Source organism: Propionispora sp. 2/2-37, assembly GCF_001298735.1.
In the GTDB taxonomy this organism is placed as follows: Bacteria; Bacillota; Negativicutes; order Propionisporales; family Propionisporaceae; genus Propionispora.
Window position 1 is genome coordinate 251,088 of the sequence record NZ_CYSP01000001.1, and the last position, 22,314, is coordinate 273,401.

At 43.6% G+C, this 22,314-nt stretch carries 23 protein-coding genes and 1 riboswitch; of the genes, 22 read left to right on the forward strand and 1 reads right to left on the reverse strand.

Features of this window, described 5'->3' with window-relative positions:
• Positions 1-4: 4 nt before the first annotated feature.
• The 7 genes from P22_RS01315 (at position 5) to pyrR (ending at position 3,830) form a co-directional block, all read left to right on the forward strand.
• Positions 5-424 (forward strand): AAA family ATPase, encoded by a 420-nt coding sequence (locus tag P22_RS01315; protein ID WP_235814516.1) that lies wholly within the window; start codon positions 5-7, stop codon positions 422-424.
• Complete coding sequence (locus tag P22_RS01320) at positions 421-1,029, forward strand: GTPase domain-containing protein (protein WP_054258391.1); 609 nt, start codon at positions 421-423, stop codon at positions 1,027-1,029. Before P22_RS01315 ends, P22_RS01320 begins: the two co-directional genes overlap by 4 nt.
• A complete protein-coding gene (locus tag P22_RS01325) occupies positions 1,010-1,603 on the forward strand; it encodes a hypothetical protein (protein WP_054258392.1) in 594 nt (197 codons plus the stop codon). The genes P22_RS01320 and P22_RS01325 overlap by 20 nt, the downstream gene beginning before the upstream one ends.
• A complete protein-coding gene (locus P22_RS01330; RefSeq protein WP_054258393.1) occupies positions 1,597-1,812 on the forward strand; it encodes a hypothetical protein in 216 nt (71 codons plus the stop codon). The genes P22_RS01325 and P22_RS01330 overlap by 7 nt, the downstream gene beginning before the upstream one ends.
• Positions 1,813-1,903: 91 nt before the next feature.
• Positions 1,904-2,347, forward strand: a complete 444-nt coding sequence (gene lspA / locus P22_RS01335) for a signal peptidase II (protein WP_054258394.1) — start codon at positions 1,904-1,906, stop codon at positions 2,345-2,347.
• A complete protein-coding gene (locus tag P22_RS01340; RefSeq protein ID WP_054258395.1) occupies positions 2,344-3,273 on the forward strand; it encodes an RluA family pseudouridine synthase in 930 nt (309 codons plus the stop codon). The genes lspA and P22_RS01340 overlap by 4 nt, the downstream gene beginning before the upstream one ends.
• A 5-nt stretch (positions 3,274-3,278) precedes the next feature.
• Positions 3,279-3,830 carry a bifunctional pyr operon transcriptional regulator/uracil phosphoribosyltransferase PyrR gene (gene pyrR / locus P22_RS01345; RefSeq protein ID WP_054258396.1) on the forward strand — a complete coding sequence of 184 codons (552 nt, stop codon included), beginning with the start codon at positions 3,279-3,281 and terminating at the stop codon, positions 3,828-3,830.
• A 118-nt stretch (positions 3,831-3,948) separates the two neighbouring features.
• On the opposite strand, the gene P22_RS01350 is transcribed toward pyrR, so the two are convergent.
• Positions 3,949-5,715 carry an Rqc2 family fibronectin-binding protein gene (locus tag P22_RS01350; RefSeq protein WP_054258397.1) on the reverse strand — a complete coding sequence of 589 codons (1,767 nt, stop codon included), beginning with the start codon at positions 5,713-5,715 and terminating at the stop codon, positions 3,949-3,951.
• Positions 5,716-5,850: 135 nt separating this feature from the next.
• Here P22_RS01350 and P22_RS01355 point away from each other — a divergent pair, with 135 nt between their 5' ends.
• The 15 genes from P22_RS01355 to rlmN all read left to right on the forward strand — a co-directional run bounded on the left by P22_RS01355 (position 5,851) and on the right by rlmN (position 22,300).
• Entirely contained in the window at positions 5,851-8,601 is a 2,751-nt protein-coding gene (locus P22_RS01355; RefSeq protein ID WP_054258398.1) for a calcium-transporting P-type ATPase, PMR1-type, read from the forward strand.
• 47 nt (positions 8,602-8,648) lie between these two features.
• Positions 8,649-9,488 (forward strand): diaminopimelate epimerase, encoded by an 840-nt coding sequence (gene dapF / locus P22_RS01360; RefSeq protein ID WP_054258399.1) that lies wholly within the window; start codon positions 8,649-8,651, stop codon positions 9,486-9,488.
• A gap of 111 nt (positions 9,489-9,599) precedes the next feature.
• Positions 9,600-10,199, forward strand: coding sequence for a hypothetical protein (locus P22_RS01365; RefSeq protein WP_054258400.1), 600 nt, complete (start codon positions 9,600-9,602; stop codon positions 10,197-10,199).
• Between the two features lie 138 nt (positions 10,200-10,337).
• Complete coding sequence (locus tag P22_RS01370) at positions 10,338-11,231, forward strand: YicC/YloC family endoribonuclease (protein WP_054258401.1); 894 nt, start codon at positions 10,338-10,340, stop codon at positions 11,229-11,231.
• Between the two features lie 38 nt (positions 11,232-11,269).
• Positions 11,270-11,536, forward strand: a complete 267-nt coding sequence (gene remA, locus P22_RS01375) for an extracellular matrix/biofilm regulator RemA (protein ID WP_054258402.1) — start codon at positions 11,270-11,272, stop codon at positions 11,534-11,536.
• 27 nt (positions 11,537-11,563) lie between these two features.
• On the forward strand, positions 11,564-12,184 hold the full coding sequence (gmk, locus tag P22_RS01380) for a guanylate kinase (RefSeq protein WP_054258403.1): 621 nt from the start codon (positions 11,564-11,566) through the stop codon (positions 12,182-12,184).
• 23 nt (positions 12,185-12,207) lie between these two features.
• Positions 12,208-12,414: a DNA-directed RNA polymerase subunit omega gene (rpoZ, locus tag P22_RS01385; protein ID WP_054258404.1), complete on the forward strand. Its 207-nt coding sequence runs from the start codon at positions 12,208-12,210 to the stop codon at positions 12,412-12,414.
• Between the two features lie 11 nt (positions 12,415-12,425).
• On the forward strand, positions 12,426-13,643 hold the full coding sequence (gene coaBC, locus P22_RS01390) for a bifunctional phosphopantothenoylcysteine decarboxylase/phosphopantothenate--cysteine ligase CoaBC (RefSeq protein WP_054258405.1): 1,218 nt from the start codon (positions 12,426-12,428) through the stop codon (positions 13,641-13,643).
• Positions 13,644-13,697: 54 nt separating this feature from the next.
• Positions 13,698-13,802: riboswitch (SAM riboswitch) on the forward strand.
• Positions 13,803-13,861: 59 nt separating this feature from the next.
• Positions 13,862-15,052, forward strand: coding sequence for a methionine adenosyltransferase (gene metK, locus P22_RS01395; protein ID WP_054258406.1), 1,191 nt, complete (start codon positions 13,862-13,864; stop codon positions 15,050-15,052).
• Between the two features lie 111 nt (positions 15,053-15,163).
• Positions 15,164-17,575 (forward strand): primosomal protein N', encoded by a 2,412-nt coding sequence (priA, locus tag P22_RS01400; RefSeq protein ID WP_235814528.1) that lies wholly within the window; start codon positions 15,164-15,166, stop codon positions 17,573-17,575.
• 110 nt (positions 17,576-17,685) lie between these two features.
• A complete protein-coding gene (gene def / locus P22_RS01405) occupies positions 17,686-18,144 on the forward strand; it encodes a peptide deformylase (RefSeq protein WP_054258408.1) in 459 nt (152 codons plus the stop codon).
• On the forward strand, positions 18,144-19,085 hold the full coding sequence (gene fmt, locus P22_RS01410; RefSeq protein ID WP_054258409.1) for a methionyl-tRNA formyltransferase: 942 nt from the start codon (positions 18,144-18,146) through the stop codon (positions 19,083-19,085). The genes def and fmt overlap by 1 nt, the downstream gene beginning before the upstream one ends.
• A gap of 12 nt (positions 19,086-19,097) precedes the next feature.
• Entirely contained in the window at positions 19,098-19,868 is a 771-nt protein-coding gene (locus P22_RS01415; RefSeq protein ID WP_054258410.1) for a DUF116 domain-containing protein, read from the forward strand.
• A gap of 42 nt (positions 19,869-19,910) precedes the next feature.
• Positions 19,911-21,254, forward strand: a complete 1,344-nt coding sequence (gene rsmB, locus P22_RS01420; RefSeq protein ID WP_054258411.1) for a 16S rRNA (cytosine(967)-C(5))-methyltransferase RsmB — start codon at positions 19,911-19,913, stop codon at positions 21,252-21,254.
• Entirely contained in the window at positions 21,251-22,300 is a 1,050-nt protein-coding gene (gene rlmN / locus P22_RS01425; protein WP_072169767.1) for a dual-specificity RNA methyltransferase RlmN, read from the forward strand. The genes rsmB and rlmN overlap by 4 nt, the downstream gene beginning before the upstream one ends.
• The last annotated feature ends 14 nt before the right edge of the window (positions 22,301-22,314 follow it).

Genomic DNA, 22,314 nt, shown 5'->3' on the forward strand with positions numbered 1-22,314 from the left:
GGTTATGCCTATTTGTGTCCTGGGTATTGTGAAAGCCATGGAAGATCATAAAAATGAACTCATTCTGATTCTTGCCGGATATCAAAAGGAAATGGAATTATTTTTACAGTCTAATCCCGGTCTGCGTTCACGATTTCCTATTCATATCGATTTTGACGATTATAATCAGGAAGAATTGTGGCTAATTGCTGAACAAATGTGTTCAAAGCGTCAGTATCGTCTTACACTTGAAGCCAAGGCAGCCCTGTTAAAAATTTTGTATATATTTGCCAAGGAAGAGCATTTTGGCAACGCCCGGACCATCCGTAATATAATTGAAAAGGCTATTCGCCGTCAGGCGGTTCGCTTATTATCAAAAACTACTACGACCCGCGAGGAGTTGATCAGCATTGAAAAGGAAGATTTGCCGGAGGTAGATCCATGAAAGAGATGATGATTGTAGGGCGTCCAAACTCAGGGAAAACCATGTTTGCTTTAAATTTTGCCGGTTATTTGGGTAGCAAAGCAGTCAACATTACCACGAAACATGTAGATGGTCTTACTACTTGCCGACAGCTTGGTATTGAGGAAGCAAAAAGAGAGTTTTGCTCTGTAACTTTACATAAGACACGTTCAATGCAATCTTTCGTTTTAAAAATTCCTGTGGGTAAAACAATAGCCAGTTTTTTATTAACCGATACTTGCGGTATCAGCGAAACGATTAACCCCGATGCCGATATTCGTCAGGGCATGGCTCAAACTCTAAAAGCTTTGCGTTGTGCAGAAGCAATATTGCATATTATTGATTTATCGACAATTTTTAAAGACTGTGCCAATGAACGCTCGGCGGATATCGATAAAGAAATTTACCGCTACGGAGTTTTACGGCGCAATTATGTGATGCTGGCAAATAAGGTTGACCTGCCTGCGGCACAAGACGCTATTAGAAAAATACCTGCTGTTTTTCCGGAGTCACCGATTTTTGCCATATCTGCGCTATATGCCCATGGTTTTAAAGAGGTGAAAAACTATGTCAGACAGAATATTTGAACTCGGTAGTACCTTTTTTGCTGTTATTTGTTGTGCCGCTGCCATTAAACTGGCAGATGATTATCTGGATTATGAACTTGATTATCGGGGAAAACGGGGTAACTGGGCTGAAAAACTCGGAAAATCAACGATGTATTATGCCATGATATGTATGGTAGTTGCTGCTGCCATCCATACTCAAATCAGCGTCAGTTTGTTTTTCAGCAGCTATATAGTAGGGATGTTTAATGACATGGAAAAACAATTCCCAAGCAGATTGAGCGGCCTGCAAGAGTCGTTAGTGCTGCTGCTGCTGGGAGGGCTGTTATTGGGCTGGCAGGTCATGTTTTTTTCCCTGCCGCTTGTTTTTTCCGTGCAATTAATTGATGATTGTATTGATTTGTCTTCCGACATGTTAGCGGGCTTTCGGAACTTAGCTCACCGCTATGGGATTTTTGAATGCTTGCTGCTGGCTTTGCTTGGCCTGTTTATTGCATGGTTTGTCAACGATGATATGTTTTTTCCGGTGTGCCTGGCCATCATTGTTTTTTACACAGTGGATTATTGTTGTCAAGGAGGGCGGAAACATTGGTAATGCTTGTTGCCTTATCAGCATTTATCGTTGGCTATTTTTTGGGTAAACACTATGGATATGTATCAGGTTATCAGCAGGGAGCGGCAGAGGCACCCTTAAAGTTAAGGGAAGAAAGCCTGGAAAGAGGAATATGTATGCTTTGCAGGGAAGTAGTGGAAAACAAAGCTGGATCCGGTACGGATACAGCGGCGGAGAAAAATGAATACTAATGCAGTTCTTTACGTTTCGTAATATTTTCGGTATGATGTAACTATCTTTATCATAATGTACATATACGTAAAAGAATAGGAGAGCAAAATCGTGCCAATATTACTGTTATCCATACTTATTATCGTTTTGGATCAACTGACCAAATATTATGTTCAAACCCATATGCTTCCAGGCATGTCCATCCCATTAATTCAAAATGTGTTTCATCTGACCTATGTATTGAATCCAGGTGCGGCCTTTGGGATTTTAGAGCATAAGACGGCTTTTTTTGTGGTTATTGCGGGCATGATGATTGCCGGCGTCTTTTGGTTTTATCCGCGCATTCCGGCCGGTAATTTATTATTACGAGTTGGAATTGCCTTTATGGTCGGAGGCGCGATCGGCAATGTTATTGACCGGGTGAGAACTAGTTATGTTGTGGATTTTTTTGATTTTCGCATATGGCCGGTATTCAATATTGCCGATATTGCCATTGTAACTGGCGTATTTTTTATTATTATACATATTATTTATTTTCAAAAAGGGACTGAATGAGTGTGACTAGAGAATTTGTCGACATAGTTGAAGCAGCGGCTGAAAATGAGCGGCTGGATTTGTTTTTAACTAAACAGCGAAGCGATTTGACAAGATCGTTTATACAGAAATTAATCCGTGAGGGACATGTTACCGTGAATGCTAAGCTGGTTAAACCTAATTACCGGATACAGTTGAATGATAGAGTGGCCGTTATGATTCCGGAGCCTAAACCGATGGATGTTGTTGCCGAGCATATCCCACTTTCTGTTTTGTATGAAGATGACGATATTATTGTGGTTAACAAGACCAGAGGGATGGTCGTGCACCCTGCCGCCGGCAATTATCAGGGTACTTTAGTAAATGCATTGCTGGAACACTGTAAGAATCTGTCGGGTATTAATGGCGAAATTCGTCCGGGAATAGTGCACCGTCTTGATAAAGATACTTCAGGGGTTATGGTAGCAGCTAAGACTGACCGTGCTCATATAAGCCTGGCGCAGCAGATTAAAGACCGTACTGCCAGTCGTATATACTGGGCTATTGTTCACGGGAATATTAAAGAAGATCACGGCAGCATCCATGCTCCTATCGGACGCCATACGGCCGATAGGAAAAAGATGGCGGTGACCTTTGAAAACAGCCGGGAAGCCACAACCAATTTTACTGTGCTTACGCGTTTTGGGGAATATACACTGGTTGAATGTAAACTGCTGACAGGACGAACACATCAAATCAGAGTTCATATGGCGTATATCGGTCATCCGGTTGTCGGTGATCCGAAATACGGGGTAAAAAAACAAGAATTTTCTATTGTCGGACAGGCTTTACATGCCAGAGAATTGCGTTTGATCCATCCTGTAAGCGGAGAACCAATGCAATTTACTGCGCCGCTACCCAGCGATATGAGTGAGATTTTACATACCTTACAAAAATACAAGAGGTGAGAAAAATGACTAATTTTATCGAAAAAACGATTTTGATGGATGCACAGGCCGTTCGCCGGGCTATTACGCGGGTGGCTCATGAAATCATTGAAAAGAACAAAGGGATACAGGACATTATCCTGGTTGGTATACGGACTCGCGGCGTTCCTTTAGCGGAACGGCTGGCAGCGGCTATTGAACAAATTGAGGGGGTCCGACTGCCGGTTGGAATTTTGGATATTACCCTATATCGTGATGATTTATCGACACTGAGTTATCAGCCGGTAGTTCATCAAACGCAAATTCCCGGTGATATTAGCGGTAAAAAAATAGTATTAGTCGATGATGTGCTCTATACGGGCAGAACAGCCCGTGCGGCATTGGATGCGGTCATGGACATCGGCCGGGCGAAAGTCATCCAGTTAGCAGTGTTGGTTGACCGCGGGCATCGTGAACTGCCGTTGCGTGCTGATTATGTTGGGAAAAATGTACCTACTGCAAGCAGGGAGATTGTCAATGTTCGGATTACACCTGTAGATACGACCGATCAAGTCGTGATAGCGGAAATTACAGACTAGCAAAATAAAAGAGGATTGTCATTGAGGTAAACTGATATGCTATCCTAGGTAGACGGGTTAAATAATAAAAACCTGGTACAGGAAGGAGCGCGCATCGAATTCAATACAGTCCTCTTTATTATTTATTTCGGGCCACTGGCTGCCGGAGCAGGTGTTGAACAACTTTTTCGTCCGGCGTAATATGAAGCGTATTTTGGTGTTCATAGATAACAAACCCCGGTTTGCTGCCGGAAGGTTTTTTTACGTAACGGCGCTTGGTAAAATCAACCGGAACCTGGGACGACAGGCGGGCCTTGCTAAAATAAGCGGCAAGATGAGCTGCCTCGTTTATTGCCTCCGGAGAGGCCGGCGTAGAACCGGTACGGAGAATAACATGTGATCCGGGAATATTTTTGGTATGCAGCCAGATATCTTCAGTATGTGCCTGTTTGAAGGTGACAAAATCATTTTGCCGATTATTTTTTCCGATTAATATGGTCAGTCCGTCGCTGCTATAAGCAGTCAAAGGCGTTGATGGTGCCTGTTTTATGCGGCGTTTAGCCGGTATTTTGAGATAACCGGATTGTGCCAATTCCTCCTTAATCTCAGATATTTCAGCATTGGTTGTGGAATTATGCAGAGATATCTGGACACTTTCCAGGTATTCAATTTCTTGCCGGCATTGGGTAATTTGTATGGTAAGAGAAGTCTGCGCTCTTTTCAGTTTATTATATTTTGCGTAATAGGCCTGTGCGTTTTGGGAAGCGGAGAGAGAGGGGTCAAGCGGAATAGTAATTGTCGCAGGAACGGTGCTGTAAAAATCAGTTAATACCGTTTTGGAAGAACCCTGGTCGATCCGATAGAGATTGGCCATTAAAATATCGGCATATTGCCGGTATTTTAATGCCTGGCCAGCGTCGTTACGTTCGCTTGACAGGGCCTGTAATTTGCGGTTTAGCCGGCTTAATTCATTACTGATTAGTTTTTCCAATTCATTTTTATCCGGATTGCGTTCAATAACTTTCAATTGGTCGGCAAACTCTAGAAGTTCACTCATACAGGAAAAGACTTTTACTTGATTGGTAGCCAGATGTTCTAAAGGGAAGGAAGCCATACCCGTGATACGATTGTTTTGATTAAAGGCAAGCGTAGGGATGAAGGAATGGTTTTTTACCACGCCCAGGATACTGTTAATAGCTTCCGTTATTGCTCCTAAATCGGCTTGGTCTAAGGATCCAACTGTAATATCTGCAGGCAGGCCGCTGCGCCATATAATCTCTTTGGCCGTTACCGGCCCAATACCGCTGCCGGTTTTGATGATGGCTTTCGCTATGGTGGAACTAGGTTCCTCCTGTGCAAGCTGTTTTACATAATCTTCTACCGGAGTATGCAGTAAATCATAACCGGAGGTGTTCGGCGGATACTGATAGGATATACCGGGGAAAATTTGGCGTACACGGCTGACGGCTGAGCTGATACGTTTAATGGAGTCAATGATCCGACCATCCTGCACAAGAATGATATTGCTGTGCTTACCCATTAACTCCATAGTTAGACGCTTAGTTACTACATTCCCACGATCACTTTTCACGTCAATGTCAATAAACACAATACGATCCAGTCCATACTGGGATATCCCGGCTATTCGTCCATCTTCCAGGTGTTTTCTCAGCAACATACAAAATGCGGGCGGAGAAGCCGGATTTTCCGGAAGTGATGAACTTATATACAGACAGGGATTTTCTGGCTTGGAAGAAATAATGAGGCGAATATTTTCATTATGGTTCCTAATTACAAAAGATAAAGTATATTTGTCAGGCTGATATATTTTTTCAATTCTGCTGCCCGCTAGTTTTTTATTGGATTCAACAATCAATGCCGATAAAGAAAAGCCGTCAAGACTCATAAAAACTGCCTCCGAACCTATTTTTCAACTAGTATATCATGAGCATCCCATGTGGTCAAACTAGGTCTAATTACCTTTCTTTTTGAATAACATGGATACAAAAAAGCTGTTTAATAATGAGGTGACCGGATAAAAATGGATAAGTGGCATGCGCGTTCTTTAGAAGAAATTGTTGATTTTTGGAAGTTAAATGCTAGTGAGGGGTTGTCTTCTAAAACAGTTAAAACCAGGCAGGAAGAGTTTGGTTTTAATGAAATGGCAGTTAAAGAACCAATCGGCTGGTGGAAGCAACTTTTAATGCAGTTTCAAGATTTTATGGTGTTGGTCTTGCTGGCAGCCACTTTGATATCCGCTTTTCTCGGTGAATATGCCGACGCAATTACCATTTTGATCATAGTAATCATTAATGCCGTACTGGGATTTATTCAGGAGTTCCGGGCTGAAAAATCCCTGCAGGCATTACAAGAATTGTCTGCACCGACAGCACGTGTCATTCGCAATGGAATGTTGCAGCAAATTCCGGCACGGGAAATGGTTCCCGGAGATCTGATGGTTATTGAGGCCGGCGATAAACTGGCAGCAGATGGCAGACTGCTAGAAGCACAGAATTTGGAAATAGAAGAGGCTGCTTTAACGGGTGAATCCGTGCCGGTCAGTAAATTAGCCAATCAGGTATATGACGAAAACAGCGCTTTAGGCGACAGAAAAAATATGATCTATGCCGGAACCAGCGTAACGAAGGGACGGGGCAAGGCCGTTGTTTGTTCAACAGGAATGGAAACCGAGGTGGGATGCATCGCCGGTATGATTCAGTCTACGGAGCAGGAAAAGACACCGCTGGAGAGAAGATTGGCCAGGCTGGGGCATTTTCTTGTTTGGGGTTGCCTGCTTATCTGCCTGATTGTGGTGATAACCGGTGTGTTAAAAGGAGAACCATTGTTTTTAATGTGTATGGCAGGAATCAGTCTGGCTGTTGCCGCCATTCCTGAAGGATTGCCGGCCATTGTAACTGTATCTTTGGCCCTGGGAGTACAGCGTATGATCCGGCGCAATGCCATTATCCGCAAGTTACCGGCTGTGGAGACCTTGGGATGCACAACGGTTATTTGTTCCGATAAGACCGGTACTCTTACCCAGAATAAAATGACCGTTCGTAAGATTTTTTCGGGTGGAAATCTGTTCGATGTTACCGGTAACGGGTATGATATTCACGGGAAATTTTTTTTACAGCAGCAAGAAATCAATCCTCGGAAAGATAAAGCCCTAGAAGCATGCCTGACAGCCGGAACGGTCTGCAATAACAGCATTCTTAAACATAACAAGATTAGTATAAGCGGACTTTGGCGCCGTTCTGCCCAGGAAGAATGGTCTATTGAAGGGGATCCGACAGAAGGGGCATTGGTAGTTGCAGCCGGCAAGGCGGATATATGGCGTGAAACTCTCGAAAAAACGCAAAAGCGCATTGGGGAAATTCCTTTTTCGTCAGAACGCCGTTCCATGTCTGTGTTATACGGGCAGAAAGGGATGTATACGCTATATACCAAAGGAGCCGCGGATACTGTTTTAGACTCTTGCAAATATTATAATAAAGGGAATGTTGAAGTTGCGATAACGCCGGAAATCAGGTCCCTGATATTGCAGGTCCATGATGAGATGGCATCACAGGCTTTGCGTGTTCTTGCAGTTGCCTACCGTAAATTTAGTCCCCGGCAAATCGATGTGGAAAATTTGGATGAGCGGTATGAAAAGGATTTGGTTTTTACGGGATTAATCGGGATGATTGATCCACCAAGGGAAGAAGTAAAGCATGCCATTAATTTATGCCGTAAGGCCGGTATCAAAACGGTAATGATCACCGGGGATCATCGCGATACAGCTATTGCGATAGCAAGGGAACTGCAAATTTTTCAGGATAATGATACGAAGGCTCTCACCGGCAGCGAGTTAGACGGGTTAAATGAAAAGGAACTGACGAAAGTAGTAGATGAGGTAGCCATATATGCCCGTGTGTCTCCCGCACATAAACTGCGTATTGTCAAAGCGCTCAAAAGCCGGGGAAATATAGTGGCAATGACGGGGGACGGGATTAATGATGCGCCGGCAATTAAAGAAGCAAATATCGGAGTGTCTATGGGAAAAACCGGAACCGATGTTACTAAAGAGGCATCGGCTATGATTCTGACCGATGATAACTTTACCAGTATTGTAGCAGCTGTAGAGGAAGGAAGGGCAATTTATGAAAATATCCGCAAGTTCATTCGTTACTTGCTGTCTTGTAATTTAGGCGAAGTTTTGACGATGTTAATTGCCTCTCTGCTTGGTTTCCCTCTACCCCTGCTGCCAGTGCAAATTCTATGGGTCAATCTGGTGACGGATGGATTACCGGCTATGGCACTGGGTGTTGATCCTCATACTGAGGAAATTATGAACCGACCGCCACGGAATCCTGAGGAAAGCGTATTTTCCCGTGGTTTAAGCAGGAAGATAATCACCCGCGGTCTACAGATAGGAGGGAGTACGGTCTTAATCTTTGCGCTGGTATATTATTTGCAAAATAATTTACAGTTGGCAAGAACGATGGCTTTTGTTACACTGGTATTATCCCAGATGTTTCATGTCTTTGATTGTCGCTCGGAAAGGTTGACGGCATTTGAAGTGGGGCTGGGGAAAAATAAATATTTATTGCTTGCTGTTTTGTGTTCAATTATTATGCAGGTTGGAGTCATATATCATCCTCTGCTGCAAAGTATTTTTCAAACGGTACCGCTGGGAATAGGAGATTGGTTATTAGTTCTGGTTTTATCCGGCTGGACCTTTGTTTTAAGCGGGATTCACTGTATTTTCAGGAGAAAAAACTATATGGTTTCGCAGCCGGAAAAAGTTTAAATTATGACAGGCATACTAGCTTGTAACGATGTTGAGGAGGCAGTAAAGTGGGGTTTCATTTTACTAAATGGCATGGCTTAGGGAATGACTTTGTTATTGTAGATTGTTTTAAAGAAACCATAAGGGATTATCGCGGGACAGCAATTCAGGTTTGTGACCGCCATCTTGGTGTCGGAGCCGATGGACTGGTTGCTATTTTACCTTCGGATGTGGCGGATTTTCGTATGAGAATTTTTAATTCTGATGGCAGTGAAGCCGAAATGTGCGGTAATGTGACTCGTTGTGTTGCCCGTTACGTATACGAACGCGGCCTGACTGATAAAACCAAAATCAGCCTGCAGACCGGTGCCGGAATTATTATACCGGAATTACTCTTTGCGCACGGTAAGATAACAGGAGTATGTGTGGATATGGGGCAGCCAAAGTTAAAACGCGGAGAAATTCCCGTGCAGGGCAATGTAGCCGAGCTGGCGGTCAATGTCCCATTGACGTTAGCGGATGAAACCTACTCTGTAACCTGCCTTTCCATGGGGAATCCCCATTGTGTGATTTTTGTTTCGGATATCGATAAGATTAACTTATCTCAAATTGGTCCGAAAATAGAAACCCATGGTATGTTTCCCAATAAAGTCAACGTGGAATTTGCACAAATTTTGGACGGACAGAACATTCGCATGCGTGTATGGGAACGGGGAGCGGGAATTACACTGGCTTGCGGTACCGGAGCTTGTGCTACGTTAGCTGCAAGTGTGTTAAATGATAAAACCGACAGGAAGGCTTCGATTCATTTGGATGGTGGCACATTGGAAGTAGAATGGGACAATAACAACCATGTATTTATGAGCGGGCCAGCTGTTGAAGTCTTTCGTGGCGAATATATCCTTTAGTTGCCGTCGGGGATTTGTCGTCTTTGGAGCAGACGACTTTTTTCATTCCGTTAAAGGAATTTTTCCAGTGAAAGTGTAATAATATACGCCATAAGGCTAAGGAGGTGCTTCATGAGAATTATCTGTCTGGCATTAGCTTTGTTACTGGTATTAAGCAGTCAGGTATCAGCTATTTCATCGATTAATCTAGACGTGATAAAACAAGCTCAAGCTTACGGCACATCAAAATTTCAAGCAGATTATTCCACTTTTTTAGCTCCGTGGATGTCTTTTGAGGAACGCGCTCCTAAATTGGATGAGTTTGCTGAACGCGCTTATCTTTATACTCCATTTCTGCTAATTGCGATAGATGCCCGCGATAAGGCGGGCCGGGGAGAAAAAGTGGAGATAGAGGACAGCGATAAGACCTTGCAGGACTACTCTGGTTATATTATTTTCAGTGCCGTATTATTTGGCGGCGATGCAACTTTTGTCCAAGGTGCGACGGCAACAGTAAAGCAGGATAAAAAAATAATTAAAGTGGCGCAGTCTACAATTCCGGCCGAAGCGGTTAAGACGGCCGGCCCGGGAGGCAACTCTTTATATATGTCGCAGTGTTATTTTTATTTTAAGGAAAAAGATATTTTCATGGACAGTCCGGGCATGTTAGTAGTCAGCACACAAGACAAACGTGAACATCGGTTTTATTTTAACATACCGCAAATCAGATAGTTCAGATAGTGTGGTATGTTACTTTTGCGGATATAAAGGAATTATGCGAAGCAAAGCGAAGTAATATAGAGAAAAATTAAGGTTAATTATAATTTTTACCGTCAATAATAAAATACGCAAAGGAAGGTGCAGCTTACCTTGCTGAAAAGTATGACCGGTTTTGGACGAGGGGAATATTGGGACAATGATCACCGTATGATCGTAGAAATTAAAGCGGTTAACCATCGGTACAACGAGATTGTAATACGGATGCCCAAGAATCTGAACGCATTGGAAGATAAAATTAGGCGTCAGATTTCAAAGAGCTTAGTGCGCGGACGTATTGACGTTTTTATTAATATGGAGGAATATGTGAAAAAGAATCGTGTGGTAAGGGTTGACAAAGAGTTGGCTATCGCTTACCATAATGCATTGAAAGAATTGGCGGATTTATTTGGCGGTGATACCGGTTCTCAATATGAAAATATTTATCAGATAGCAAGGTACCCTGAGGTTATCCAGGTTGAGGAGTTTATGGAGGATGCGGCGGCTTTATGGCCTAAATTGTCGCAGGCAATTGATGTAGCCACTGAGAATTTAATGCTGATGCGGTCAACTGAAGGGGCCAATATACAAAAAGATTTATTGGTACGTATTGATACGTTGTCTTCACATATTCTGGCTATTGAGGAACGGGCGCCGCAAATTGTTAGTGAATATCGCGAGAAAATGCTGGGACGCATGCGTGAAGTCTTGGCCTCTTTACATGTGGAATTAGACGAGTCCAGGCTTTTACAGGAGACGGCGATAGTAGCCGACCGTATTAATTTCACTGAGGAACTGGTTCGTTTACAAAGTCATTTAGCGCAGATTAAAACCGCCGTATATGCTGAAGCGGCGGTAGGACGTAAACTTGACTTTATTGTGCAGGAGATTAACAGAGAGACGAATACGATTGCCTCTAAGGCGAATGATTTTTATGTGGCCAATATTGTAGTAGAATTAAAAAGCGAAATTGAGAAGATCAGAGAACAAATCCAGAATATAGAGTAAACTAAGAATTTTGTTATAAAGAAATAGGAGGAATTCATATGGAAATTAAACTGATTAATATTGGCTTCGGGAATATCGTTTCTGCCAATCGTATTGTTTCTATCGTCAGTCCTGAGTCCGCCCCTATCAAACGTATTATTCAGGAGGCGCGAGACCGTGGTATGCTGATTGATGCCACCTATGGCCGCCGGACCCGCGCAGTAATTATTGCCGATAGCGACCATGTGATTTTATCAGCTGTCCAGCCGGAAACTGTAGCACATCGGCTGGCCAGCAAAGATACCACCGACGAGAGCGCCGAGTAGTTGTTTTTTTGAAAGGAGCAGTTTTATATGACGCAGCAAGGAATTTTAATTGTTTTATCCGGCCCGTCGGGAGCGGGTAAAGGAACAATTTGCCAGGAATTGTTGCGTAAATATCCCGATTTGCATTATTCCGTTTCAGCTACTACACGTCCTCCACGGACAGGAGAACAGGACGGTATAAATTATTGGTTTGTTTCCACGGATCAATTTCAAAAGATGATCGCTGATGACGATTTATTGGAATGGGCCAATGTATACGGTAATTGTTATGGAACGCCGCGCCGTTATGTTATGGAACTTTTAGCCGCTGGCAAGGATGTTATTTTGGAGATTGATACGCAAGGAGCTTTACAGATAAAAAGTAAATTTCCCGAGGGGGTATTTATTTATATTGTTCCTCCTTCTCTTAATGAGTTGGCGGATCGTATCCATAAACGTGGTACCGACAGTGAAGAGTCGATCCAAAAGAGGCTTAGCTCTGCTTCGAGAGAATTAAATTCCGCCTATGACTATCATTATGTCGTAGTGAATGATCGGGTTGAGGATGCTGTTGATAAAATTTTGGCAATCATAACTGCTGAAAAATGTAGCGCCAAACGAAACGGCTGTATTATTGACACCGTTTGTACCTGTGGCGCAGTCAAATAATATTGATGACGGAGGAATGCCTTATGATTCATCCTTCACTAGATGTGTTAGTGACAAAGGTGGATAGTAAATATACGTTGGTTGTTTTAGCGGCTAAACGCGCACGCGAACTCATGGACGGGGATGCAGCGCTTGTTGATTGCAAATCGAATAAACAGGTCACAATTGCCTTAGAAGAAGTTTCCCAGGATCAAATTTCATATGAAAGAACGAAAACCGGTATAAAATAGGAGGCTTTTCCATGCTGAACGGGAAAAAGATTGTCCTGGGAGTGAGTGGAGGAATTGCCGCATATAAAGCCGTAGAAATTGTCAGTCGTTTAAAAAAAGCTGGAGCGGTTGTCCAGGTGATTATGACCGAAGCTGCAACACAGTTTGTTTCGGCTTTGACTTTCCGTGAAATGAGTGGAAATCCTGTAGCCGTAGCAATGTGGAGCGAGATTAAGCACTGGAATGTCGAACATATTGCGCTGGCAAAGTGGGCGGATTTATTTCTTATTGCACCGGCTACGGCAAATATCATCGGCAAGATAGCCAATGGTATTGCCGATGATACCCTGTCGACTACGGTGATGGCGACAAAAGCCCCGGTTATCATCGCCCCGGCTATGAATACCGAAATGTATGTAAATCCGATAGTGCAAGAAAATATAAGCAAGCTGGCCGGCTTAGGTTACCGGTTTATTGAACCGGCCAGCGGAATGCTGGCTTGCGGTGTTGAAGGACAAGGCCGGTTACCAGAGCCGTCGGCAATTGTCGAGTACATCTGTCAAACCTTTGCCCCGTTTACGATCAACGCTTCTATTCCCTGTGATTTTTCGGATAAAAAATTCCTCATTACTGCTGGTGGAACACGCGAACCAATCGATCCGGTCAGATATATTGGTAATCATTCCAGCGGAAAAATGGGATATGCGCTGGCGGCAGCAGCGGCAGCACGTGGAGGGCGAGTAACATTGATCTCGGCTCCAACGAAACTGTCGGTACCGGAACATGTTTCTGTAAAATATATTGAAACGGCGGCTGAAATGAGACAGGCAGTCTTGGCGGAATATCCGGATGCCGATATTGTCATTAAGGCGGCAGCAGTTGCTGATTATAAACCGAAAACAGTACAGTTGCAAAAAATCAAAAAAAATGATGATACTCTTACACTCGTATTGGAGAAAAATCCGGACATTCTTAAGGAACTGGGACAACTGAAACAGAACCAGTTTTTAGTCGGATTTGCGGCAGAGACGGAATCGCTGATTCAAAATGCAACAGACAAGTTAAATAAAAAAAATTTGGACATGATTATTGCTAATGATGTGACGAAACCGGGGGCAGGCTTTGATTACGATACCAATACCGTGAAAATTCTCTACCGTGACGGACTGAAGGAGGAATTTTTGCAAATGACGAAAATTCAGTTAGCTCATGTTATTTTAGATAAAATCCGGGTAAAGTTAAAAAAATAGTTGCTTTTTAAGTTCGGTTAATTTACAATTACTTTGATGAAAACTACATAGTTACACTCATCAAGAGCAGGTGGAGGGAATGGCCCGATGAAACCGCGGCAACCGTTAGTTTTTACTGACAAGGTGCCAATTCCTGTGGCATTTGCTACAAGATGGGAGAAATAGAGGCTCTCCCGTTTTGGAGGGTTTTATTTTTTGATTGATAGGGAGGTTTTTTTGTGGCAGAAAAAAGAGTACTGTTTACATCTGAGTCGGTTACCGAAGGCCATCCGGATAAGATTGCCGATCAAATTTCCGACAGTATACTGGATGCCATTCTGGCTCAAGATCCGACTGCCAGAGTAGCTTGCGAAACGTTAGTGACTACAGGTCAGGTGCATGTGGCCGGGGAAATTACGACAAAATGCTATGTAGATATTCCGCATATTATCCGCCAGACGATTAAAGATATTGGCTATACCCGGGCTAAATTTGGCTTTGACGGTGAAACCTGCGGCGTATTGATTTCTATTGATGAACAATCTCCGGACATTGCTTTGGGAGTAGATAAGGCTTTGGAAGCTAAAAAAGGCGAGATGGACATCATTGAAGCTATCGGTGCCGGTGACCAGGGCATGATGTTTGGTTATGCGACAAATGAAACGCCGGAGTATATGCCGCTTACTATTGCGCTGGCCCATAAAATGGCCAAAAGACTAACCGATATCCGGAAACGGGGTGAGGTGGATTATCTTCGTCCCGATGGGAAAACCCAGGTTACCGTAGAATATGTAGGTGGCGTTCCTAAACGTGTGGATACGATTGTCATCTCGACGCAGCATGGTCCTGAAGTTGATGCTGTGACGATTGAGAAAGATATGATAACAAAGGTGATTCAGCCTATAGTTCCCAGTGAATTTTTAGACGCTAATACCAAATACTACATTAATCCGACCGGCCGGTTTGTTGTCGGAGGACCGCAGGGAGATGCCGGTTTGACCGGCCGGAAAATTATAGTGGATACCTATGGTGGCATGGCTCGCCATGGCGGCGGAGCTTTTTCCGGAAAAGATCCAACAAAAGTTGACCGTTCTGCTGCTTATGCTGCACGTTATGTAGCAAAAAATGTTGTAGCGGCCGGGCTAGCTGACAAGTGTGAAATTCAGCTTGCCTATGCAATTGGCATTGCACGCCCGGTGTCTATTATGGTTGAGACTTTTGGCACTGCCAAAGTGGATGAAAAAATAATCACCAGCCTGATTGAAAAGCATTTTGATCTTCGCCCTGCGGGTATTATCAAGACGTTGGATCTGCGGCGTCCGATTTATCGTCAGACGGCAGCTTACGGACATTTTGGCCGTACGGATATCGATCTGCCATGGGAACGGACAGACAAAGCGGATATTTTGCGCAAAGAGGCGAATATATAACTTTTGCCTTGAAAAACTTTATCATATTATTGTAAAATAGTTTAATAAGATAGAAAGAAGAGGGAGGACTGTATAGTCCTCTTCTTCTTTGACTGGAGATATGGTATGGATATGGTAGCTCACGTTTGTATAAACTTGCCGGTCCGAAACATCAGCAAGATTTTTGCTTATGTTATTCCTGGAAATTTACAATTTGTAAACGTTGGATGGAGGGTTATTGTTCCTTTTGGTAATAGAAGACTCGAAGGCTTCATTGTGTCTGTCGGCAGTGAAGTCCCTGACAATTGTGAGCTAAAGCCTTTACTGGATGTATTGGACAATCAGGCATGGTTTAATGAGTATATGCTGTCTGCCGCCAAACAGATAAGTGAGCACTACTTATGTTCTCTGGCCGAGGCAATGCGGTTGTTTATACCGGGCAAAACGGGCATAAACAATAAAAAAGAGTATAGCGTTAATACCAACGTAGAGCAAAATAGCATTAACCTATCTGCAGAAGAACAACGTGCGCTGCTTTATTTACAGGAAAACGGCGCAGTCTCCCAGGTTAAATTAAGAAAAGAATTAGGCAGTAACGCCAGTAAACTTTTAGCGCATTTAATCAAGAAAAATTTGATTGTTTGTACTACGAAACTGAAGAAAACCAGGCAGGCTAAGTATGAAAATATTTTATGCCTGGCAGTCGAGCCGGAGATAGCAGAAATCTACCAGCAAGGGTTAAAGCATAAGCCGGCTCAACAACGTCTACTGAATATAATGATTCAGTCGAAAAAACTTACAGCTAAAAAGTTAAAAACTTTGCGCATTGCCCATAGTACTGTGCACCGGTTAGTGGAGAGCGGCATGATTACATTGATCAGGCAACAGGTCCTGCGTGACAGCTATTCTCCTGTTAAAGCCAAATTTGCACTCGAAGTGCAGTTAACGTCGGAACAGAAACAAGCCTTGGAACCACTAATTGCTTCGATACAGACGGGTGAATATCAATCCTATCTTTTGCATGGCGTTACCGGCAGCGGAAAAACACAGGTATACCTGGAAGCAGTGGCCAAAGTAAGAGAAATTGGCCGTCAGGCCATCGTTTTGGTGCCGGAAATCGCATTGACCAGCCAAATTATTGCCCGCTTTAAGGCGCGGTTCGGTGACGACGTTGTTGTTATGCACAGCAAGTTATCGGTAGGAGAGCGTTATGATGCCTGGGAAAAAATACGTACCGGAACAGCCGGTATTGTGATTGGGGCGCGATCGGCTGTCTTTTCACCGGTAAAACGGCTAGGCATTATTGTGATTGATGAAGAGCATGAATTTACTTATAAGCAGGAGGAAACACCTCATTATCATACAAAAACTGTTGCTATGATTCGGGCAGGTCTGGAGGGAGCCGTACTGCTGATGGGCAGTGCTACACCTTCTATTGAAACTTACTATCAGGCATTAGCAGGAAAACATACCTTACTTGCCATGTGCTCACGTGTTCAACAACAGGCATTGCCTGAAGTGCGGATTGTTGATATGCGTGAGGAAATGATGCAAGGACGCCGCAGTGTCATTTCCTTGCCGTTGCAGCATTTATTAACGGAGACATTGTTCCGGAAGGAACAAGCCATTATATTATTGAATCGCAGAGGGTATTCGACATTTGTGCTCTGCCGGGAGTGCGGGCACATTATTCGCTGTACACGCTGCAGTGTGTCCATGGTCTATCATAATACGAATCATACCCTTCAGTGCCATTATTGCCAGGGTAAAATGCCAGTTCCGGATGTTTGCCCAAAATGCTCCAGCCGTTATATCCGCTTTTTTGGAACCGGTACGCAAAAAATGGAAGAAGAGTTATCGAAACTGTTGCCCAACGCCCGGGTTGCCAGAATGGATCAGGACTCAACTGTTGGTAAGATGGCACATGACCGTATTCTGCATGCATTTGCAAACGGTGAATATGATATTCTGCTGGGAACTCAGATGGTAGCTAAGGGTCATGACATTAAGAACGTGACGGCGGTTGGTATTATTTCCGCAGATTCGGCATTAAATCTTCCGGATTTTCGTTCAGCGGAGCGCACATTTGCTTTGTTGACTCAAGCGGCCGGGCGTGCCGGACGGGGTTCAAAAAAAGGAAGGGTTATTATACAAACATATAACCCGGAGCATTATGCTATTATGGCAAGTCAAAATCATAGTTATGTTGATTTTTATACTGAAGAGATTAAAGCCCGGCGTATACTTAATTATCCTCCTTTTACCGAATTGCTCAAAATAACCGTTTTTTCGGCCGACGAAATTGATGCACGACGGCAGGCAGAGGAAATTGTAAGGTTACTGCAACCTATGCTGAGAAAATGCCCGGGGGACGAAATTATAGGCCCTTTCTCGGCTACAATTGCCAAAGTTAACAATATATTCCGTATGAATATTTTAATTAAATCGTTTGCATTAAAAAGAATAAAAAAACATATATCCGATTTAAATCTTAATAGAAGGGCTAATATAATCATTGATATTGATCCTTTACATGTAGTATAGTTTTCTTGTAATTTAACTTCATGGCGGCAGTCCTTCCTTCATGGATTTTTATCAGCATTTGTGTTAGAATTTGGACATAATAGGAACGTAATGAATAAAGGAGGATATGTATGGCGATCCTGGAAATTAGAAAAGCCGGTGATGAGGTTTTAAAAAAAATATCAGAACCGGTTGTTAAAATAGATCGTAAAATCAGGCAATTGTTAAACGCTATGGCGGAAACCATGTATGCAGCCGACGGCGTAGGGCTGGCAGCGCCGCAGGTGGGTATATCTCTGCGCATCGTTGTGATTGATACCGGAGAAGGCCTTATTGAACTAATCAATCCGGTGATTACTGCCCAGGATAAATTGGAAACCGGTACGGAAGGATGTTTAAGCCTTCCCGGAGTTTTTGGCGAAGTGGAGCGGTTTGCTGAGGTTACTGTGGAAGCTCTCAACCGCAATGGTAAAAAAATAGTAATCCAGGGCACCGGTTTATTGGCAAGAGCTTTACAGCATGAAATTGATCATTTAGACGGTGTGCTCTTTATTGAGCGCGCCAAGACAATCCATAAGGGGCAGAAATAATGTCGAACAGCAAGCGCATTGTATTTATGGGAACACCAGAATTTGCAGTACCCTGTTTGGAACGGCTGATTTCGGATGGATATGAGATTGCTGCTGTTGTTACGCAGCCGGACCGCCCTAAAGGGCGGGGACAGAAGCTCACAGCCTCTCCGGTGAAGGAAACAGCATTACAACATAAGTTGACTGTCATGCAGCCGGAAAGGATAAAATCACCGGCTGCGGTAGCCGCATTAATTGATTTATGTCCGGATATTATTGTTGTTGTGGCTTTCGGACAATTATTATCGCCGGAGATATTAACAATTCCTCCATTAGGCTGTATCAACGTACATGCTTCTTTATTACCGCAGTATCGGGGAGCAGCTCCCATTCACTGGGCTGTCATCAAGGGAGAAGCCATCTCCGGTGTTACTACAATGTATATGGATAAGGGAATGGATACGGGCGATATGTTGCTTAAATCTGAGATTCAGATTCATCCGGAAGATACGACGGGAGATCTTCACGACAGATTAAAGGTCGTTGGTGCTGATATATTGTCACATTCGTTGGAACTACTGGCTGCGGGCAACGCACCACGCACACCACAGGATCACCATGCGGCTACCTATGCTCCGCTTCTGACCAGGGAATTAGAGCACATTGACTGGACAAAACCGGCTAAATCGATACATGATTTGGTAAGAGGGCTGAATCCATGGCCTGGTGCTTTTAGTTACCATAACAATAAAATAATAAAAATATGGAAAACAAAAGTTCTCAGTGATGCAATCACAGGACAGCCTGGCACAATAAGAGAAATCACAGAAGATGGTATTGTCATTGAGACAGGAAAGGGTACCCTTGGAATTTACGAATTGCAGCCTGAAAGCAAGCGGCGGATGAAGAGTCGTGAATATGTTACAGGATATTCGGTAAGTATTGGTGAAAGGCTAGGATAGAGGTGATGAATTTTGATTGAAGCAATTCCACGGCCTAAAAAACGTTTGTTTCTTGCGCTTATTCTTGCCAGCCTTGTTGTTGCAGCCTTATCGGGGTATGGTATTTGGCGGGTCAGTTTTCCCGGATTGGCCAATATCAGTGAACACCTTCCCATCCTGTTAGGTTGTTTACTGGCTGTGACCATATTGCTAATTGCCACGGGCGTTACCGGTATTATACTGGCTATTCTAGGCTTGCCAACTTTGTCTTTTTTTCAGGAACTGGCATGGTCGGCCATTAATTTATTGTTCCCTCTGGCCATACGGATAGGTAAATTACTTGATTTTGAAAAAGAGCGCGTAGAGCGTTCTTTTATTGAAGTAAGTAATTATTTGATTAAGAAAAAACATATTCACATTAAGGCGGAAAATTTGTTGATTCTTACGCCGCACTGCATACAGCAGGAGTCTTGCCCTCACAAGATCACCCGCGATATACAGAACTGCCGGCTCTGTGGTGGTTGTCAGGTGGGAGATTTGCTGCAGATTCAGCGCAAGTATGGTGTCCATGTGGCAGTTGTAACAGGAGGAACACTTGCCCGTAAAGTAATTAAGACCCTTCGCCCGCATGCTGTGTTAGCTATTGCCTGTGAGCGGGATCTAACCAGTGGCATTCAGGATGTATTTCCTTTGCCTGTTATCGGCATACTTAATTATCGTCCCAATGGGCCATGTTGTAATACACGGATTGATGTGGTTCAAGTAGAAGATGCGGTAAGAGCTTTTATTCAGAACGGCAAGTAAAAAAGTATAGGGGAACAAAATAATTATAAATGCGGTGAATATATGGATTCCAGAGAGATTGCTCTTCGAATTATTAATAACGTTGAAACCAGGCAGGCTTATGCAAATTTGGCACTGGCAAAAGAAATTGGAAGGCGGGAGCTTTCCGACCAGGACCGCCGCTTTGTGACGGAACTGGTATATGGAACGGTTAAAGCCGGAAACACTCTGGATTGGATTCTTGGCCACTATCTTACGCGCTCACTGGACAAGGTATCACCAATCATTCGCAATATCTTGCGGATGGGTATCTATCAAATATTTTTTTTATCAAAAATTCCTGTGTCTGCTGCCTGTAATCAGTCGGTTGAACTGGCTAAAAAGTATGGGCATGCCGGAACGGTTAGATTTGTTAATGCTGTCCTGCGAAATGCAAGCAGAAATCCGGAAAAAGTCATTTATCCTAACAGGGAGCAGGAACCGGTGCGGTATTTATCCTTAAAGTATTTTCATCCTGAATGGATGGTTGCACGATGGGTGGAACGATTAGGCATTGAGAACACAGAGCAGTTGTGCCGCTTAAATAATGAGACGCCCCCGTTATCGATGCGTACGAATCTATTAAAAATATCCCGTGCAGAACTGGTTGACCTTTTACTAAAAGAGGGGGTGGTATGCACTGCTTCCCACTGGACGCCGGAAGGTATCGTATGCAGCGAACATCCGGCGATTGCTTCTTTACAGTCTTTGCGGCAAGGCTTGTTTCAGGTTCAGGATGAAAGCTCCATGCTGGTAGCCCATGTGCTGGACCCCAAGCCGGGAGAAGTGGTGTTTGACGTTTGTGGAGCACCGGGAGGGAAAAGCACCCATATCGCCGCATTAATGGAGAATAAAGGCCGGGTGTTATCTGCCGATCTTTATGAACATAAATTAGAGCTGATTCGGGAAAATGCCAAACGGCTGGGTATAACGATCATTGAAACAAAAGAATTGGATGCCACGCAGATTGGCTCGCTTTTTCCGGCACAAGCGGACCGTGTGCTGGTTGATGCTCCGTGTTCGGGGCTCGGTGTTTTGAGACGCAAACCAGATTCCAGGTGGCGGAAGAATCCCGCCATGTTAGCTGATTTACCTAAGTTGCAAAGGGGTATACTGTACAGTGCTGCGCAGTGTGTAAAGCCAGGTGGTATTTTGGTATACAGTACCTGCACTACAGAACCGGAGGAAAATCAAAGGGTTGTTGATCAGTTTTTGCAACAACACCCTGATTTTGTCTTACAAAATACAGGGTGGTATCTCCCCGAACCGCAAGATCGCGCAATAATTCAATTATGGCCTCATGTTGATCGCATTGACGGTTTTTTCATTGCACGGATGATGAAGGCTAAAGTAGGTGGAGCAAATTGAAGATTGCTTTGCCAGGTATGTATGTCGATGAGATAGCTGCTGCAATTAAGCCGTTCAAGTTACCGGCTTATCGTGCCAGGCAAATAGCTGACTGGATGTATCGATATCACGTGGATGATTTTTCGGATATGACTAACTTATCAAAAGAAACACGTCGGTTGCTTAGTGAACATTTTTTGATTAGAAATTATAAAATAAAAGATTCTTTACACTCTGCAGATGGAAAAACGAGTAAATTCCTGTTAGCCTTTTCCGACCAAACGACAGTTGAAACCGTGCTTATGCGTCAGCCCTATGGCAATAGTGTCTGCGTTTCCACTCAGGTAGGCTGTGCGATGGGCTGTGCTTTTTGTGCATCTACTTTGTATGGGTTGACCAGAAATTTAACGGCGGGAGAGATCATTTCTCAAATACTCTATATTGATTCTTACCTGGCTGTAAAAAGAGAAAAAATAGACACTATTGTCATTATGGGAATGGGAGAACCTTTAGCCAATTATGATAATGTGTTGAAGTTTATTCGCCTGTGCCATGAGGAGTATGTGCTAAACATAAGTTATCGCAGTATTACTTTATCCACCTCCGGACTAATACCGGAAATAGACCGTTTGTCCGAAGAAAAATTACCGATTACGTTATCCATTTCATTGCATGGAGCCAACGACAACGTACGGTCAAAGATTATGCCTGTAAACAGGCGCTACAATATCGCAAGCCTGCTGGCAGCCGGTGACCGTTATGCAGCCTGTACCGGCAGGAGGGTTACGTATGAATATACATTGATTGCCGGTTATAACGACCATATTGAAGACGCAAAAGAACTTGCCGGACTGCTGCGGCACAGGTTGGCAAGTGTTAATCTGATTCCGGTCAATTCTGTTCCGGAACGGGGCTTATTACGTCCTGTTGTGGCTAAGGTCAAACAATTTGAAAGAGTGCTGCTGGACAATAAGATTAATGTTACCGTTCGAAAGGAGATGGGGACGGATATCCAAGCCGCCTGTGGTCAACTGAGACAAAAAAATATAGACACGGATAAGTCCTAGAAGAGTTATAGCGA

Excerpts from the sequence above, each read along its gene's own strand:
- P22_RS01315 (WP_235814516.1), top strand. The coding sequence starts at position 5 with ATGCCTATTTGTGTCCTGGGTATTGTGAAAGCCATGGAAGATCATAAA.
- P22_RS01320 (WP_054258391.1), top strand. The coding sequence starts at position 421 with ATGAAAGAGATGATGATTGTAGGGCGTCCAAACTCAGGGAAAACCATG.
- P22_RS01325 (WP_054258392.1), top strand. The coding sequence starts at position 1,010 with ATGTCAGACAGAATATTTGAACTCGGTAGTACCTTTTTTGCTGTTATT.
- P22_RS01340 (WP_054258395.1), top strand. The coding sequence starts at position 2,344 with ATGAGTGTGACTAGAGAATTTGTCGACATAGTTGAAGCAGCGGCTGAA.
- pyrR (WP_054258396.1), top strand. The coding sequence starts at position 3,279 with ATGACTAATTTTATCGAAAAAACGATTTTGATGGATGCACAGGCCGTT.
- P22_RS01350 (WP_054258397.1), bottom strand. The coding sequence starts at position 5,715 with ATGAGTCTTGACGGCTTTTCTTTATCGGCATTGATTGTTGAATCCAAT.
- P22_RS01355 (WP_054258398.1), top strand. The coding sequence starts at position 5,851 with ATGGATAAGTGGCATGCGCGTTCTTTAGAAGAAATTGTTGATTTTTGG.
- P22_RS01365 (WP_054258400.1), top strand. The coding sequence starts at position 9,600 with ATGAGAATTATCTGTCTGGCATTAGCTTTGTTACTGGTATTAAGCAGT.
- remA (WP_054258402.1), top strand. The coding sequence starts at position 11,270 with ATGGAAATTAAACTGATTAATATTGGCTTCGGGAATATCGTTTCTGCC.
- gmk (WP_054258403.1), top strand. The coding sequence starts at position 11,564 with ATGACGCAGCAAGGAATTTTAATTGTTTTATCCGGCCCGTCGGGAGCG.
- rpoZ (WP_054258404.1), top strand. The coding sequence starts at position 12,208 with ATGATTCATCCTTCACTAGATGTGTTAGTGACAAAGGTGGATAGTAAA.
- coaBC (WP_054258405.1), top strand. The coding sequence starts at position 12,426 with ATGCTGAACGGGAAAAAGATTGTCCTGGGAGTGAGTGGAGGAATTGCC.
- priA (WP_235814528.1), top strand. The coding sequence starts at position 15,164 with ATGGTAGCTCACGTTTGTATAAACTTGCCGGTCCGAAACATCAGCAAG.
- def (WP_054258408.1), top strand. The coding sequence starts at position 17,686 with ATGGCGATCCTGGAAATTAGAAAAGCCGGTGATGAGGTTTTAAAAAAA.
- fmt (WP_054258409.1), top strand. The coding sequence starts at position 18,144 with ATGTCGAACAGCAAGCGCATTGTATTTATGGGAACACCAGAATTTGCA.
- rsmB (WP_054258411.1), top strand. The coding sequence starts at position 19,911 with ATGGATTCCAGAGAGATTGCTCTTCGAATTATTAATAACGTTGAAACC.